The sequence below is a fragment of the Blastomonas sp. CCH1-A6 genome (assembly GCF_001556365.1).
GTDB classification, from domain to species: domain Bacteria; phylum Pseudomonadota; class Alphaproteobacteria; order Sphingomonadales; family Sphingomonadaceae; genus Blastomonas; species Blastomonas ursincola.
In genome coordinates this window covers 1-13662 of record NZ_LSIS01000303.1, presented here as the reverse complement: position 1 = coordinate 13662, position 13662 = coordinate 1, and the positions used below count along the sequence as shown (strand labels likewise).

General features: G+C 63.6%; 22 protein-coding genes and 1 pseudogene. 5 read left to right on the top strand and 18 right to left on the bottom strand.

Features of this window, described 5'->3' with window-relative positions:
- A pseudogene (locus AX735_RS25230) lies at positions 1–126 on the top strand (RDD family protein); the annotation flags it as partial.
- A 13-nt stretch (positions 127–139) separates the two neighbouring features.
- Here AX735_RS25230 and AX735_RS14465 read toward each other — a convergent pair.
- The 4 genes from AX735_RS14465 to AX735_RS14450 all read right to left on the bottom strand — a co-directional run bounded on the left by AX735_RS14465 (position 140) and on the right by AX735_RS14450 (position 3555).
- On the bottom strand, positions 140–475 hold the full coding sequence (locus AX735_RS14465; protein WP_066281735.1) for a hypothetical protein: 336 nt from the start codon (positions 473–475) through the stop codon (positions 140–142).
- 109 nt (positions 476–584) lie between these two features.
- Positions 585–2114 carry an acyl-CoA carboxylase subunit beta gene (locus AX735_RS14460; RefSeq protein ID WP_066281731.1) on the bottom strand — a complete coding sequence of 510 codons (1530 nt, stop codon included), beginning with the start codon at positions 2112–2114 and terminating at the stop codon, positions 585–587.
- 45 nt (positions 2115–2159) lie between these two features.
- Positions 2160–2729 carry a peroxiredoxin gene (locus AX735_RS14455; RefSeq protein WP_066281724.1) on the bottom strand — a complete coding sequence of 190 codons (570 nt, stop codon included), beginning with the start codon at positions 2727–2729 and terminating at the stop codon, positions 2160–2162.
- Between the two features lie 64 nt (positions 2730–2793).
- Positions 2794–3555, bottom strand: a complete 762-nt coding sequence (locus AX735_RS14450) for a glycerophosphoryl diester phosphodiesterase membrane domain-containing protein (protein WP_066281721.1) — start codon at positions 3553–3555, stop codon at positions 2794–2796.
- Between the two features lie 212 nt (positions 3556–3767).
- Between AX735_RS14450 and lipB the strand changes: the two genes are divergently transcribed.
- Together lipB and AX735_RS14440 are read left to right on the top strand one after the other, a co-directional pair.
- On the top strand, positions 3768–4478 hold the full coding sequence (gene lipB / locus AX735_RS14445; RefSeq protein ID WP_066281719.1) for a lipoyl(octanoyl) transferase LipB: 711 nt from the start codon (positions 3768–3770) through the stop codon (positions 4476–4478).
- Positions 4475–4798 carry a hypothetical protein gene (locus AX735_RS14440; protein WP_066281714.1) on the top strand — a complete coding sequence of 108 codons (324 nt, stop codon included), beginning with the start codon at positions 4475–4477 and terminating at the stop codon, positions 4796–4798. The genes lipB and AX735_RS14440 overlap by 4 nt, the downstream gene beginning before the upstream one ends.
- Before the next feature lie 104 nt (positions 4799–4902).
- Here AX735_RS14440 and queC read toward each other — a convergent pair whose 3' ends face one another.
- The 14 genes from queC to AX735_RS14370 all read right to left on the bottom strand — a co-directional run bounded on the left by queC (position 4903) and on the right by AX735_RS14370 (position 11476).
- Positions 4903–5586, bottom strand: coding sequence for a 7-cyano-7-deazaguanine synthase QueC (gene queC, locus AX735_RS14435; protein WP_066281709.1), 684 nt, complete (start codon positions 5584–5586; stop codon positions 4903–4905).
- A gap of 174 nt (positions 5587–5760) precedes the next feature.
- Positions 5761–6177, bottom strand: coding sequence for a DUF3617 domain-containing protein (locus AX735_RS14430; RefSeq protein WP_066281707.1), 417 nt, complete (start codon positions 6175–6177; stop codon positions 5761–5763).
- Positions 6178–6345: 168 nt separating this feature from the next.
- A complete protein-coding gene (gene hslO / locus AX735_RS14425; protein ID WP_066281704.1) occupies positions 6346–7245 on the bottom strand; it encodes an Hsp33 family molecular chaperone HslO in 900 nt (299 codons plus the stop codon).
- A 164-nt stretch (positions 7246–7409) separates the two neighbouring features.
- Positions 7410–7829, bottom strand: coding sequence for a SufE family protein (locus tag AX735_RS14420; protein ID WP_066281701.1), 420 nt, complete (start codon positions 7827–7829; stop codon positions 7410–7412).
- A 51-nt stretch (positions 7830–7880) separates the two neighbouring features.
- Positions 7881–8120, bottom strand: a complete 240-nt coding sequence (locus AX735_RS14415; RefSeq protein ID WP_060978247.1) for a hypothetical protein — start codon at positions 8118–8120, stop codon at positions 7881–7883.
- A gap of 51 nt (positions 8121–8171) precedes the next feature.
- The gene (locus AX735_RS14410) at positions 8172–8447 is read right to left on the bottom strand and encodes a hypothetical protein (RefSeq protein ID WP_066281698.1); all 276 of its coding nucleotides are present in this window, start codon (positions 8445–8447) and stop codon (positions 8172–8174) included.
- 17 nt (positions 8448–8464) lie between these two features.
- Positions 8465–8725, bottom strand: coding sequence for a hypothetical protein (locus tag AX735_RS14405; protein ID WP_066281693.1), 261 nt, complete (start codon positions 8723–8725; stop codon positions 8465–8467).
- Positions 8726–8748: 23 nt separating this feature from the next.
- Complete coding sequence (locus tag AX735_RS14400) at positions 8749–9015, bottom strand: hypothetical protein (protein ID WP_066281690.1); 267 nt, start codon at positions 9013–9015, stop codon at positions 8749–8751.
- A gap of 53 nt (positions 9016–9068) precedes the next feature.
- Positions 9069–9392: a hypothetical protein gene (locus AX735_RS14395; protein WP_066281737.1), complete on the bottom strand. Its 324-nt coding sequence runs from the start codon at positions 9390–9392 to the stop codon at positions 9069–9071.
- A complete protein-coding gene (locus AX735_RS14390; protein WP_066281681.1) occupies positions 9392–9712 on the bottom strand; it encodes a hypothetical protein in 321 nt (106 codons plus the stop codon). The genes AX735_RS14395 and AX735_RS14390 overlap by 1 nt, the downstream gene beginning before the upstream one ends.
- Positions 9713–9751: 39 nt before the next feature.
- Positions 9752–10159, bottom strand: coding sequence for an envelope stress response membrane protein PspC (pspC, locus tag AX735_RS14385; RefSeq protein WP_066281679.1), 408 nt, complete (start codon positions 10157–10159; stop codon positions 9752–9754).
- Positions 10156–10458, bottom strand: a complete 303-nt coding sequence (gene pspB, locus AX735_RS14380) for an envelope stress response membrane protein PspB (RefSeq protein ID WP_066281676.1) — start codon at positions 10456–10458, stop codon at positions 10156–10158. Before pspB ends, pspC begins: the two co-directional genes overlap by 4 nt.
- A gap of 4 nt (positions 10459–10462) precedes the next feature.
- Complete coding sequence (gene pspA / locus AX735_RS14375; protein ID WP_066281674.1) at positions 10463–11149, bottom strand: phage shock protein PspA; 687 nt, start codon at positions 11147–11149, stop codon at positions 10463–10465.
- 126 nt (positions 11150–11275) lie between these two features.
- On the bottom strand, positions 11276–11476 hold the full coding sequence (locus AX735_RS14370; RefSeq protein ID WP_066281672.1) for a hypothetical protein: 201 nt from the start codon (positions 11474–11476) through the stop codon (positions 11276–11278).
- A 162-nt stretch (positions 11477–11638) separates the two neighbouring features.
- Here AX735_RS14370 and pspF point away from each other — a divergent pair, with 162 nt between their 5' ends.
- Together pspF and AX735_RS14360 are read left to right on the top strand one after the other, a co-directional pair.
- Positions 11639–12700 (top strand): phage shock protein operon transcriptional activator, encoded by a 1062-nt coding sequence (gene pspF / locus AX735_RS14365; RefSeq protein ID WP_066281663.1) that lies wholly within the window; start codon positions 11639–11641, stop codon positions 12698–12700.
- Between the two features lie 41 nt (positions 12701–12741).
- A partial coding sequence (locus AX735_RS14360; protein WP_066281660.1) for a JmjC domain-containing protein occupies positions 12742–13662 on the top strand: 921 nt, incomplete at its 3' end.

The following is a 13662-nucleotide window of genomic DNA, read 5'->3' as shown; positions in this document are numbered from 1 at the left end:
AAGATCGGCTGGACCCCGCCGATAGGCGACGAGCGCGCTTTTCTGGAGGCCTATTACACGCAATTGCGCGCCCGGCTGGAACGCGGCATGCGTTTCGGCCGAAGGCGCGCGGACAAGAACAGCTGATGCAGTGCGGGCGTCAGGCGGCGCCAAGCAGCCCGGTGACCTGCTCTGCCGTGGGCGGGCGCAAGGTCCGCATCGCCTGTTCGGGATCGCCCAGCATCGACTTGGCGACCTGACGTGCGAAATCGTCAAACTTTTTCGGGAGCTCGGCAGCCGCTGCGGCCTTGGCAAGGCTCTCCATCGCGCCGCTGGGCGCGGTGGGGCGGTTGATCAGATTGATGACGCCGTCGTTCACCGGCCGTGCGGGGGCAGGGTCGGTGTTGCGCGGCGCGACATCATTCGCCTGATAGTTCGGACGGATATAGACCGTCCGCATCGTCGGCGAGCCTGGGGGGTCTGAATTGTTGATCATGGCACGGGGGTCCTGATAGTTTTTCAGGCTGAAGATGCCATGGCCGGCGTTAAGGCGGGCTTGAAGAAACTGGCATGCGCCGCGTTAAGCATATCGCAAAGCCTGGGGGCTATGCCCGACCCGCCGAGAGTCTTGCCCAGGCAAGGTCCGCGAACTCGCACAATAACGGCCGCGTGTCGCGCGGATCAATGATATCCTCGACAGAAAAATGCTCGGCGCTGCGGAACGGGCTGCGCACCTTGTTGAGCCGGGCGCGGATCGCCGCAAGATGCGCCTGCGGATCGGCGCTCGCTTCAAGCTCGGACTTGTAGGCGACCTCGACCCCGCCCTCGATCGGCAGCGATCCCCAGTCGCCGCTGGGCCAGGCAAAGCGATACTGGAAGCGTTCGGCATTCGACATGGCCGAACCCGCGATGCCATAGGCACGGCGGACGATGACCGAGGCGAGCGGCACCCGCGCACGATAGATGGCGTTCATCGCGTTGACGCCATAACGGATCGTCCCCGCGCGCTCGGCATCTGCACCGATCATGAAGCCGGGATTGTCGACCAGATGGACGATCGGCAGGCGGAACTGATCGGCCAGCTTGACGAAACGTTCGGCCTTTTCGCTGGTCCTGGCCTCCCAGGAACCGCCCAGATAGCTGGGATCGCTTGCCAGCACCGCGACCGGCCAGCCATTGAGGCGCGCAAACGCGGTGATGACCGCGCGGCCCCAGCGGCGGCCCATTTCGAACACGCTGCCGTGGTCGAACACCTGCGCCAGCACGCGGCGCATCGCATAGACCTGGCCCGGATCGCGTGGAACGGCGGAGAGCAGCGCCTCTTCGCGCCGATCGACCGGATCGGCGCACGGCATGCGCGCTGCCAGGCGGTCGATCGAGGAAGGAAGATAGCTGAGGAAACGTCGCGCGACGGCAAAGGCTTCGGCCTCGCTCGCCACCTCCTCGTCGACCACGCCGTTGCGGCAATGGATCTCCGTGCCGCCCAGCTGCTCCTTGTCGACCGTCTCGCCGATCGCGGCAGCGACGGCCGGGCCGGCCGCAAACAGCTGCGACAGCCCCTTGACCATCACCGAATAATGGCTGGCTACCGTCCGCGCCGCGCCCAAGCCAGCGGTCGGGCCGAGCGCCAGTGCGACCACCGGCACCGTTTCCAGATTGGTGACGATATGCTCCCAACCCGGCACCATCGGCACATAGGTGTAACCCATGGTCTCGAGCGTCTTGACCGATCCGCCCCCGCCGGTGCCGTCGATCATGCGCACCAGCGGCAGGCGCAGTTCGTGCGCCATCGCCTCGCACTGGACGAACTTGCGGTGCAGCGCGGCATCGGCCGCTCCGCCGCGCACGGTAAAGTCGTCGGCACTGGCGACGATCGCGCGGCCATCGATGTCGCCGCGCCCGAAGATGAAATTGGAAGGCGCGAGGTCGATCAGGTCGCCATTTTCGTCATAGCTGCCGCGTCCGGCGATCTTGCCGATCTCGCGAAAACTGCCCGGATCGAGCAGCGCGTCTATCCGCGCGCGCGCATCCATCTTGCCGCGCGCGTGCTGCCGCGCGACCTTATCTTCCCCGCCCATTTTCTCGGCCAGCGCACGGCGCCGGGCAAGCTCGTCGATCTCTTCCTGCCAACTCATGGGGGGAACGCTAGCGCGCCAACCCCCGCCGGTCACGCACGAATATCAGCCCTTTTTCTTGGCCATCGACTGGACTGCGCCGAGCGTCAGCTTGACATGATCGCGATAGTCCATGTCGTCGTGGACGAAGGTCACGCGGCCATTGGGAGCAACGACCATGCTGGTGCGTCCGGTCATGTTCGGACGCCCGGCAAGACCGACGCCATAGGCTTGGATCATCGCGGGCGTGGCCTGGGCGACGGTGAACTTGCTCTGACAGGCCTCGGTCGAGAATTTCTTGAGCTCTTCGATGCCATCCGCCGACAGGCCGATCACGGTTGCGCCCGCCTTCCTGAAATCGTCCATGCGGGTTGCGAACTCATGCGCTTCGGCGGTGCAGCCGCTGGTGAACGCCTTAGGAAAGAAATACAGGACAACCGGGCCCTTTTTCAGCTCGCTGGCGAGGCTCAGCTTGTAGGCCTTGCCCGCCTTGGCACCGGTGGTGGTGAACATCGGGGCCTTGCCGCCGATGGCGATCTTGCCTGCATCCGCGGCCAGGGCAGGGGCTTCGGCCAGCAGGGCGACCGGGCCAGCGGCGAGAGCGAGGGCGGAAAGCGAGAGTGCAAATGCGCGCATGTTGAAAAACCCCTTTGATCGTGATGGCGGCAACTTAGGGAGCATGTGCCGAGTTTCCACCCGGTCAGGAAAATTCGCGTGCAATATCCTCGGGACCCGGGCCGGCGAGCTGGCGATAGATGCCGGCATAGACGCACACCATCAGCACGGTTAGCAGCATACTGATCACCGCGTCGACCAGGGTAACCAGCGTTCCGGCAATTTCGCCGTCGAGCGCCAGCCGGATGACGATGCCGAACACCGTTACGCTGGTGATATAGACGAAAAATGCTGTGACCGCGACGACCAGCAGGAAGATCAGGATGCGCCCGCTATTGTTCTTGGTGAGCGCCCAGGACCGGCGCATCGGCGCTATGATCGTGTGAGCGCGCTCGGCCACCATCACCGGTCCTGCGACGATCAGCTTCACGAAGATGTAGATGCCCGGCAGAATGAATGCCAGCGAGCCCAGAAACGTCAGCACGCCGCTCAGCACGCCCATCGCATAATAAGGCAAGATGATCGAGAATGCCCGCCGCATCGCCTCGCTGACGCTGGGGCGACTGGGATCGAGCATCAGCACGAGCATGACGATGGTGGCAAAGCCGTTCAACAGCCCGATCAGGATGATCCAGCCGAAATTCCCCTGGTAGAAGCTTTGCATGTTCGCATAGATCGTCGTCAGATCCGCATCGGGCGGGCTTTGCGGCGGCGGCACGAACATGGCAAAAGCCAGGCCGGGCAGCAGGATGAACACGCCCGCCACGCTGAGCAGCAGTTCGCGATGCGTGCGGAAAAGCTGCATCACGTCGTTCCAGCACCCGGAAAGATCGAGTTTGCGTGTCATGGCGGGATTGGCCTCACTGGCTAAAGCGACTGGATTGCGCTGACATTTGGCTGAAACGTCAGCGCAATCCATAAAATTCTTGGTCGCATGATTGTCGGACAAAAACCGGTTCCCACTTTTTGTCATCATGCTTTACAGGCCTGCGCTAAACGCCGCACGGGTGCTGCGCAAGGCATTTGCCGCACCATCCGTCGCGTCAATGGGCAGGACATATGGCACCAGGCTTGAGCGATATCAAAACCGGGGCGATCGCAGCCCCCGAATGGCGCGTGTCGTCCGGCCTCACGCCCTATCCCGAGGCACTGGCGGCAATGGAGGCGCGTAACAGCGCAATCGAACGACGCGAGGCGGGCGAGCTGCTCTGGCTGCTGGAGCATCCGCCGCTCTACACGGCGGGGACCAGCGCCGATCCGGCCGAGCTGCTGAGCCGGCAATTCCCGGTCTTCGATACCGGGCGTGGTGGTCGCTATACCTATCACGGGCCCGGCCAGCGCGTCGGCTATGTGCTGCTTGATCTGCGCCAGCGCGGCAAGGACGTGCGCTGTTTCGTCCATGCGGTCGAGGGCTGGGTGATCGCGGCGCTGGCGGATCTGGGCGTGTCGGCGCGCCGGGCCGAGGGGCGCGTAGGAATCTGGACCGACAACCGCTTGGGGCAGGAAGCCAAGATCGGCGCGATCGGCGTGCGCGTGCGGCGCTGGGTGACGATGCATGGCTTTGCGGTCAACGTGAACCCGGATCTTGCGCATTTCGGCGGCATCGTACCGTGCGGAATCGCCGAATATCCGGTCACCAGCCTGGCCGATCTGGGCGTCGATGCCTCGATGGCCGATCTGGACGCCGCGCTCGCGCGCCACACAGAGGCGTTCCTTGCAGGACTGGGCGGCGCGTGCCAAAGCGGTGCCGAAGGAAGGGGTAAGGAATGACGCTGAAGCCTGCAATCATCGGTATCGTGCTGGCAGCGCTGGCGCTGACGGCCTGCGACCAGAAAGCGGCCGACAAGACGGCTGTTGCGCAGGGCAGCACGCCCGAAGGTACGATCAGCGACGAGCTGCCCGATCTGGATCTGCTGCCCAATGACGCGCCGCTCGCCGATCCTTCGGATGTGCCACCGGTTCCGGGTGTTGCCTCGCCGGTCGCACCGGCAGCGGTGGATGCGGAAGCTGAGCCTGCCGAGACACCCAGGCCAGCGCCACCGGCGCCCAGGCCTGCCGAACCGGAGCTCGAAGGCTCGATCGCGGAGTAAATCAGCAGCTTTTTGCCGTCACCCCCGCGCAGGCTGGGGTCCCGCTCCCTGTTTCAGCGACTGCGCAAAAGCCGGATTCCCGCGTGCGCGGGAATGACGGTGCTTCAAGCCGCGTACACGGTTCCGTCAGTCAGCCCGGCATCGGCAAAGCCCTGCTTGCGCAGGCGGCAACTGTCGCACAAGCCGCACGCGCGGCCATCGGGCAGCGGGTCGTAGCACGACCAGCTCATCGCCGGATCGAGACCCAGCCGCACCGCTTCGGCCGCGATCTCGGCCTTGCCCAGATATTGCAGCGGCGCATGGATGGTGAAGGGCTCGCCCTGATCGCCCGCCTTGGTGGCCAGGTCCGCGAGCCGCTCGAACCCCTGGATGAACTCCGGACGGCAATCGGGATAACCCGAATAGTCGAGCGCGTTGACCCCGATGAAGATGTCGCGCGCGCCCAGCGCCTCGGCCCAGCCGAGCGTCAGCGACAGGAAGATGAGGTTGCGCGCGGGCACGTAGGTCACCGGAATGTCCTGGCCCACGCCCGTCTTTGGCACGTCGATATCGTCGGTGAGCGCCGATCCGCCGAACTGGCGCAGATCGAGCGGCAGCACGATATGTCGCACCGCGCCGATATGCGCCGCAATCGTGCGCGCAGCCTCGATTTCCACCCGATGACGCTGGTTGTAATCGATGGTCAGCGCAGCGACGTCAAAGCCCTGCTCTTTCGCTCGGGCGGCAGAGACCATGGAGTCCAGGCCGCCGGAAAGCAGCACGACAGCGGTTTTTCGCGGATCAATCATGCCTCGCGCATATTGCGCCGCCGCGATGCGGGCAATTCAAAAAAATCGGGCCGCGCGGACAGGTCCGGCGGCCCAGTGAGGTCTCACGACCTGAATGGAGGAAAGCGTACCGAGTCCGGCACGCGACGGTCATAACCCGGCGATGGTTAAGAAATGGTGCAGCCGCGCTAACGATCAGCCGTCACAGGCGCCGGCATAACGGCCTTCCATGGCGAAGGCGAAGGGCGAGTTCTGCGCAATACCCTGTGAGTCGATCTGGATCAGCCCGCGGCCCTCATATTTGATCGTGGTGCGGCCCGATCCGCCGCCGGGGCAGCGATAGGTCACGGTTACCTCATCGGGAAGGTCCGAAACGACGAAGCGGCTGCACTGCTGGTCGCGGTGCCGCAACTGCAGCAGCTTGCGCAGATCGCGCACGCATAGCCTGTCGCTGGCATCGGCGCTGCCGCGTTCCTTCAGGTTCCACAGGCCCGGTTGCAGCTTGCCGAGCATCGCCAGTTCGGGCGCTTCGGCGCGCGTGGCGACCGAGGCAAGCCCCAGTGCGATGGCGGGCACGACAAGCAGTTTGAAAAGGGTGGGGGAAGCATTCATTCGGGTAAACCCTATCGTTGGCTCCTGCCGTTCAGCGCGGCAGGCACAGTCAATGGCGTGCGACCCGATTCAGGTTTCTTGCCCCAGGCAATATCGCAGCCCTAGCGTGAGATGATGGCAAAATCATCCGGTAATTGTGGCGGGTTTGCGACGCAGATCGTGCGTCGATCAGCCTGCAGGCGTGACCGGCTCGATATGGAAAATGCGCGAACAGAAGGCGCAATCGACCGCGATCGTGCCGCTTTCACCCACCATCTCGGCCTGTTCTTCTGCGGGAAAGCGGCCGATGACATCGCGGATATGGTCGATATTGCAGCGGCAACCCTTGACCAGCGGCGCGCCATCCACGGTGCGCACCTCGTCCTCCTCGTGGAACAGCCGCCACAGGATGTCGCGCCCGCTCAGGGCCGGATCGAGCATCTCGCCATGGCTGAGCGTGCCCGCAAGGATGGAAACATGCTCCCATTGCGGATGGTCGAGCCGAACATGCAGTCGCTCGCGGCCTTCCTCGCCTTCGGGCAGGTGCTGCACCAGAAAGCCGGCGCTGCGGCAGCCGGTGGCATCGCTTTCGATCGCGATGCGGATCATCGTCGGCACCTGTTCGGACTGGGTGAAATAGCTTTCGCACGCCTGGGCGAGCGAATCCCCGTCGAGCGGGACGATGCCCTGATAGCGGCCCTTGCCGAAGCTCTGGTCGAAGGTGAGCGCAAGATAGCCCTTGCCGAACAGCGCGAACAGCGAAGGGTTCGCACCCAGCCGTGCCAGCCGCTCGGCATCGAACCGCACATGCCCGCGCAGCTCGCCGCCGCGATAATCGACGACCAGTAGCTCGACAATGCCGCCCTCGGTCTGCGCCTGGATGGTGACCTGGCCGCCATCCTGCTTCATCAGCGACCCGATCAGCGCGCAGATGGTGATCGCTTCGGCGAGGACGAGCTTGATGCAGGTGGGGTAATCGTGCGCCGCGAGTATCTCGCGCAACACGCTGTCCAGCCGCACGAACCGCCCGCGCGCATCCTGGCCGGGAAGAGTGAAATGGACGGGCGGAGTGTCGAAGGCGGTGCTCATGGGTGGCTATATGGTGTCGAGATGTCGAAGCGTCAAACGGCACCCGGCCCCAACCCGTCATCCTGAACTTGTTTCAGGATCCATCTTGCCCCATTCGCCGAAGCTCCAAGACGATCAATGGACCCTCAAACACGTCCAGGTTGACGAAAGGGGCAGGCCACAGGCTAACCCGTATAACGTCCCGCCGTCTCGCGGATCAGTGCGATCATGTTGGGAATGCCCTGCGTCCGGTTCGACGAGAGCTGGTTTTTCAGATCGAACGGGGCGAGCGCGGCTTCGATGTCCGCGCTGGCGACGGCATCTGGTGCCTTGTCCTGAACGGTGAGCAGGACGAGCGCGATGATCCCCTTGGTGATCGCGGCGTTGCTGTCGGCAAGGAAATGCAGTCGGCCGTCGTCGAGCCGGGTGGGATAGACCCAGACCGAGGCCGAGCAGCCCCGGACCAGCGTCGCGTTGGTCTTGAGCGCATCGGGCATCGGATCGAGCGTGCGGCCGAGATCGATGATCAGCCGATAGCGGTCATCCGCATCGAGGAATTCGTATTCTTCGGCCAGATCGGCAATGCTTGCAGGTGCGCTCGTCATGGCGGCGCAGATAGCGACGCGGCAGGGCAAAGTCACCCCGCCGCGCGCAAATTACAGCTCCACCCCGGCGGCGATGGCTTCGAGCTTGCGGATGCGTTCCTTGAGATCGGCGATCTCGATCCGCGAATGGGTGGAGGGCGACCCGCCGTCATGGCGCGGCGCGTGCGCCTCCATTTCGTGGCGCTTGAACGCCAGCCATTCGCGCCAACCGCGCAGCATAGTCGATGAAACCAGGGCAACCCCAAGCAAGGCCGACATTGCCACGGTCATGTACAGATAGGCGCTTTCCATCTTCTTCCCTTTACGGCCCCCGCCGCCCGGTTGGTGATGTGCGTGTCCGCCTCAGCGGTCGCGCAGCTTCTCGATTTCAAGGCTCAGATCGCTGGTCTGACGCTGATCGGTAATCACGCGCTCCAGCACCTGAACGCGCTCCTTCAGAGCGCGGACGTCTTCGCGCAGCCGCTGCGTTTCGGCATTGTCCGCAAGGGTGGTGCGCTTCTGGTTGCCCATCGCGTCCTCGACGATGCCGTGCTGCGCCTTGTACCGGGCTTTCAGCACGTTTGCGATCATGACGATGAAGACGATCGCGACGACCATGGAGAAAGGATTGTCGAACATTCTGTATTTCCCTGCTGTCAGCTCAGCTGCTTGGCGCGAAGATTTTCGATCTGCTGGGCCAGATCGTCACGGCCCCGGCCATCGGTGATGATCCGCTCGAGCGTGCGCAGGCGCTGCTCTGTCCGGTCATCGACAGCCGGTCGGACGGCGGCCTGTGCCTTGGCCAGTTCGATCTGCAATTCCAATGTCTTACGCTGATGCTTGGTCCAGATCGCAAGCCCGCCCAGCATGAACGGAGCCAGCGGGATGAGGACCAGCAGCGCATCAAGATCGAACATTTCAAATACCCCCGTATATTCTGTCAGTTCAGCGGCGCGTCGCGCAGATCCTCGATCTGCTGGGCAAGGTCGCTGCGGCCATCGGTGATGATCCGTTCGAGCGTCCTCACGCGCTGCTCCAGCCGCTCGGTCTGGGCCGCATAGCGCGCGGCCTTCTCTGCGGTTTCCTTGTTGAACGCCTCGAGCTGCTTCTCCTTGAACTTGAGATGCCGCCTGTACGCGTCGCCCATCGTGCCAACCAGAACGGGAAGGGCCACCACGATCAGAAAAAAGATGATCCAGTCAGGCATGATATTTCCCCAGTCCTTCGCAGTTTGGTCGTCGATCGGTCGGTTTTGCGGGCTCAGTTGGCGCGCTTGTCGCGCAGCGCCTCGATCTCGTGGGTCAGGCGGTGCGCATCATCGGTGACGATGCGCTCGACATTGCCAAGGCGGTCCTTGATCGAACCCAGTTCGGCGCGCAGCTGGGCGTTTTCCTGGCTCAGCAGCTTGATCCGCTCGACCGATTCCAGGTCCGCCTTGGGATAGATCGGCTTGCCCCAGCTGCTTTCCAGCGGATAGCCGTTCTTGATTCGCAGCCAGGTGGTGATCACCCATGCCGATGCGAGAGCGATGAACGGAACCGAAAGTGCCGGTGCCAGCGCTTCAATCATTGCAACCTTGTCCATCATGCGGGGTCTTTCTCGATACGCAGGCGTTCGATTTCATCGGCCAGGCGAACGCTGGAGCTGTTGGCGTCGGTGGCGATGCGTTCCAGCACCGCGATCCGCTCTTCCAGCCGCCCGATCTTGCCGACCAGTTGCTCGTTTTCATTGGTGAGCAGCGATATTTTTCGATCAGCGTCAGGATCGGTTCGTTCAATGACTTTGCCGGTCCACTGGTCCTCGAGCGGATAGCCATGCTTGGCGCGGATCCAGGTGGTGATGACCCAGGCTCCCATGGACAGCATGATGATCGTAAGGACGAAACCCGGTCCACCCCAGCTCATGATATTCTCCTGATACCTTTTAGTTGTGCCCGGCCCTGATCAGCGCAGGCTTTCGATCTCGTCGGCCAGACGGGTGTTCTTGGCCGTGTAGAACAGCTCGACATCGGCGAGGCGGCGGTCGATCTCGCGGAACCGGGCCTTGACGTCGCGGGCGGTGCGGGTCGGCGACTGGCGCACGCCCTGCCAAAACTTGCGGTCCTGATCGTCGGAATAGAGGTGCGCCGGCTTCTTGTCGGCGAACATGCCCATGGCAAAATAGCCCACCAGCGCCCAGCCGGTCATGAGGGTCAGCAGGACAGCGGCAACGCGGATCCAGATGACATCGACCCCGGTATAGTCGGCAATCCCGGCGCACACGCCCATGAACTTGCCGTTCTGCTTGTCGCGGTAGAACTTGGTCTTGCGCGGTTCGGGGGCGTCATATTTGTACTTGTCCAGCCGGCTCATTTCCTCACCCTTTCCTTCAGCAGGCGCTCGACCTGTTCCAGGCCGTAATCGTCTTGGTCGTCCGAGCTGGTCAGCCGCGCCGGGCGCCAGTCGGGATTGTCGGCGGAGATGATCCGCTCGACCGTGTCCATGCGATCGTCGAGGCGGCGCGCCATCGCATGCAGCTCTTCGAGCAGCGTCTCGTCCGAGGTCGTCAGCGTCGCTGCGGTCTTCCATTTCGTGATATAGTGGAAGATCAGCCACGGCAGGCCGATGAAGAGCATGCCGACGATGAAGATGGGAACCAGAATGTCTTCCATCGCCTCAGCCCTCCTTCTTCAGCGCGCGCTTCATGGCTTCGAGTTCCTCGTCGACCTTGTCGCTATCGGCGAGCGCGGCAAACTCGTCGTCGAGGCTGCGCTGGCCCAGCACCTTGCGCTCGTCCTCGGCCATGCCCAGCGCATCGGCGCGGCCCTCGGCCATGTCGACGCGGCGCTCGAGCAGGTCGAAGCGGCTGAACGCCTCGCGGACCTTGTCGCCATTGTACATGGTGCGCAGCTTGACGCGGTTCTCGGCGCTTTCCAGGCGGCTCATGATGTTGTTCTGGCGCATCCGGGCCTCGCGCAGCTTGGCCTGCAGCTTGGCGATATCCTGTTCCGAAGCGCGCAGGGCGTCATCGAGCACCGCGATTTCGACGTTGAGCTGATCGGCCATGTCGGCAGCCTTCTTCTTCTCGAGCAGCGCGGCGCGGGCCAGGTCCTCACGGTCCTTGGACAGGGCGAGTTCCGCCTTGTCGGTCCAGTCGGCCTGCAGCTGCTCCAGCTTGTTGACGTGCCGCTTCATTTCCTTCTGATCGGCAATGGTGCGGGCAGCCGAGGCGCGGACCTCTACCAGCGTCTCTTCCATCTCCAGGATGATCATGCGGATCATCTTTGCCGGGTCTTCGGCCTTGTCGAGCAGTTCGGTAACGTTCGCTGCGATGATATCGCGGGTGCGAGAGAAAATTCCCATGGCCAAAACTCCGTTTCGTAAATTCAGGCGGACCGGATCCAAGTCTACCTTACCCCCTTTTGCAGTGCAGTGGAAAGTGATTGGCCGGGACGGGGCAAGGGGGGGTAAGCGTCCCGGCCAAATCCGTCAGGCAAGGTACCGGACGGAAACGAGTGCGCGGGCATCTCCGTTATGATGGACGGGCGAGGCGGCAGCCTCGATGCTCGCAAAGGCGGTGAGAAACAGCGTGGTGATCAGCGCCAGTGCGGCGACCGTGGTGATCAGCGTGGACTTGAGGACATTGTCCTGATCCTGGCTGTTCGCGTTCGAAGCATGGGTGGTTTTCACTGTCTTTCTCCCTTAAACCGCTTTGTGTCGGTGTTGCCAGAAGCATTGCAGAGAGCGTGCCAAACAGAAAAAGTGTTCAATATCAACATCTTGAAATTTTAGCCGAACGAAGCTGTTGGTTAGGATTGCCACGAGTTGGGATTTTGCACTATCTCTTGGCGCATGGAACGGGGCAGTCAGTTCATCGGGGAATCGGGGGCGTTTCTGGACGCGGTCGAACGCGCCAGCCGCGCGGCCATGCTCAACCGCCCTGTGCTCGTCATCGGAGAGCGCGGCACGGGCAAGGAACTGATTGCCGAGCGTCTCCACCGCCTGTCCTCGCGCTGGGACGGCCCACTGATCACGCTGAACTGCGCCGCGCTTCCCGAAACGCTGATCGAGGCCGAGCTGTTCGGGCACGAGGCCGGTGCGTTCACCGGTGCGACCCGCGCGCGTCAGGGCCGGTTCGAGGAGGCCGACGGCGGCACATTGTTCCTCGACGAGCTTGCTACGCTCAGCATGGGCGCGCAGGAGCGGCTGCTGCGCGCGGTCGAATATGGCGAGGTGACGCGGATTGGCTCGTCGCGCTCGATCAAGGTCGATGTGCGCATCGTCGCGGCGACCAACGAGCATTTGCCCGAACTGGTCGACAAGGGCCGCTTCCGCGCTGATTTGCTCGACCGGCTGTCGTTCGAGGTGGTGACCCTGCCGCCGCTGCGCGCGCGCGAGGGCGATGTGATGGTGCTCGCCGATTTTTTCGGGCGGCGCATGGCGGCCGAGCTCGACTGGGACCGGTGGCCCGGCTTCGGCCCGATGGCGACCGAGGCGATGCAGCGTCACGACTGGCCCGGCAATGTCCGCGAACTTCGCAACGTCGTCGAGCGCGCGGTCTATCGCTGGGACGATTTCGAGCGGCCGGTCGACCATATCGTGTTCGATCCGTTCGAATCGCCGTGGAAGCCCAAGCCAATGACGCGCTCGGGCGGCCCTGCGGGCGCTGAATCGCCCTGCGACGAGGTGATCGACGCCGCGCTGTCCGATCCCGGCGTGCGCGCGACGATGGACCAGACGCTCAATTTCGACGCGATCGACGATCTGCGCGGCGCGGTCGATGCGCACGAGAAGCGAATCCTGCAGGCGGCGCTCGCCCGCCACCGCTACAACCAGCGCCAGACCGCCAAAGCGCTTGGCCTGAGCTATGACCAGCTGCGGCATTGCCTGAAAAAGCACGACCTGCTGGGGTAAAATCGCTGGACGGCGGTGGGTTGCGCTGAAATGGCAAGCGCATGAAACTTGCCCGCTTCGATCCTGCCGCCTTTCTCGCCACGCACTGGCAGCGTGCGCCTTTGCTGATTTGCAATCCCTGGGATGACTGGACCTGCCCGATCGAGCCTGACGAACTGGCGGGGCTGGCGTGCGAGCCCGAGGTGGAATCGCGGCTGATCGTGCAGCAGGGCCCGGAAAACTGGGCGCTCCAGCAGGGGCCGTTCGATGCCGAGCGCTTCGCGGACCTGGGCGCGCTGCCCTGGACGCTGCTGGTGCAGGCGGTCGATCATCACGTTCCCGAAGTCGCGGCGCTGCTTTCGCAATTTCGCTTCGTGCCCGATTGGCGGATCGACGATGTGATGATCAGCTTCGCGACGACCGGTGGCGGGGTCGGGCCGCATTTCGACCAGTATGACGTTTTCCTGATCCAGGGCCGGGGGCGGAGGCGCTGGCGGATCGGGCAGCGGTGCGACGACGCGACGCCTTTGCGAGAACATCAGGACCTGCGGCTATTGGCGGAGTTCGACGAGCAGGCGGTGCACGATCTCGGACCCGGCGACATCCTCTATGTCCCGCCAGGCGTCGCGCATGATGGCATTGCGCTCGACGATGACTGCATGACGCTGTCGATCGGTTTTCGCGCGCCGTCGCGGGCCGAGCTGATCACCGGCTGGAGCGACCATGTGCTCGACGGGCTGGGCGAGGAAGATCGCTATTCCGATCCCATGTTACCGTTACAAGCGCACCCCGGTGAGATCGCGGGCGAGGCGCTGGAGCGATTGCAGGCGATGGTGCTCGAAAAGCTTGCCGATCGCGCTGAGTTTGCCCGCTGGTTCGGCCAGTTCAACAGCGCGCCCAAATATCCGGACATGGATTGGAGTCCCGAGGTGCCGCTGACCATGGCCGAGGTCCGCGAGGCGGCCAAGCGGGGTCGTGTGCTT

Coding starts and splice junctions, on each gene's coding strand:
- pspC (WP_066281679.1), bottom strand. CDS start 10,159: ATGAGCCGGCTGGACAAGTACAAATATGACGCCCCCGAACCGCGCAAG.
- AX735_RS14440 (WP_066281714.1), top strand. CDS start 4,475: ATGACGCTGAAGCCTGCAATCATCGGTATCGTGCTGGCAGCGCTGGCG.
- AX735_RS14415 (WP_060978247.1), bottom strand. CDS start 8,120: ATGGAAAGCGCCTATCTGTACATGACCGTGGCAATGTCGGCCTTGCTT.
- hslO (WP_066281704.1), bottom strand. CDS start 7,245: ATGAGCACCGCCTTCGACACTCCGCCCGTCCATTTCACTCTTCCCGGC.
- pspA (WP_066281674.1), bottom strand. CDS start 11,149: ATGGGAATTTTCTCTCGCACCCGCGATATCATCGCAGCGAACGTTACC.
- AX735_RS14410 (WP_066281698.1), bottom strand. CDS start 8,447: ATGTTCGACAATCCTTTCTCCATGGTCGTCGCGATCGTCTTCATCGTC.
- AX735_RS14430 (WP_066281707.1), bottom strand. CDS start 6,177: ATGAATGCTTCCCCCACCCTTTTCAAACTGCTTGTCGTGCCCGCCATC.
- lipB (WP_066281719.1), top strand. CDS start 3,768: ATGGCACCAGGCTTGAGCGATATCAAAACCGGGGCGATCGCAGCCCCC.
- pspF (WP_066281663.1), top strand. CDS start 11,639: ATGGAACGGGGCAGTCAGTTCATCGGGGAATCGGGGGCGTTTCTGGAC.
- AX735_RS14395 (WP_066281737.1), bottom strand. CDS start 9,392: ATGGACAAGGTTGCAATGATTGAAGCGCTGGCACCGGCACTTTCGGTT.
- AX735_RS14390 (WP_066281681.1), bottom strand. CDS start 9,712: ATGAGCTGGGGTGGACCGGGTTTCGTCCTTACGATCATCATGCTGTCC.
- AX735_RS14450 (WP_066281721.1), bottom strand. CDS start 3,555: ATGACACGCAAACTCGATCTTTCCGGGTGCTGGAACGACGTGATGCAG.
- AX735_RS14405 (WP_066281693.1), bottom strand. CDS start 8,725: ATGTTCGATCTTGATGCGCTGCTGGTCCTCATCCCGCTGGCTCCGTTC.
- AX735_RS14455 (WP_066281724.1), bottom strand. CDS start 2,729: ATGCGCGCATTTGCACTCTCGCTTTCCGCCCTCGCTCTCGCCGCTGGC.
- AX735_RS14420 (WP_066281701.1), bottom strand. CDS start 7,829: ATGACGAGCGCACCTGCAAGCATTGCCGATCTGGCCGAAGAATACGAA.
- pspB (WP_066281676.1), bottom strand. CDS start 10,458: ATGGAAGACATTCTGGTTCCCATCTTCATCGTCGGCATGCTCTTCATC.
- queC (WP_066281709.1), bottom strand. CDS start 5,586: ATGATTGATCCGCGAAAAACCGCTGTCGTGCTGCTTTCCGGCGGCCTG.
- AX735_RS14460 (WP_066281731.1), bottom strand. CDS start 2,114: ATGAGTTGGCAGGAAGAGATCGACGAGCTTGCCCGGCGCCGTGCGCTG.
- AX735_RS14465 (WP_066281735.1), bottom strand. CDS start 475: ATGATCAACAATTCAGACCCCCCAGGCTCGCCGACGATGCGGACGGTC.
- AX735_RS14400 (WP_066281690.1), bottom strand. CDS start 9,015: ATGCCTGACTGGATCATCTTTTTTCTGATCGTGGTGGCCCTTCCCGTT.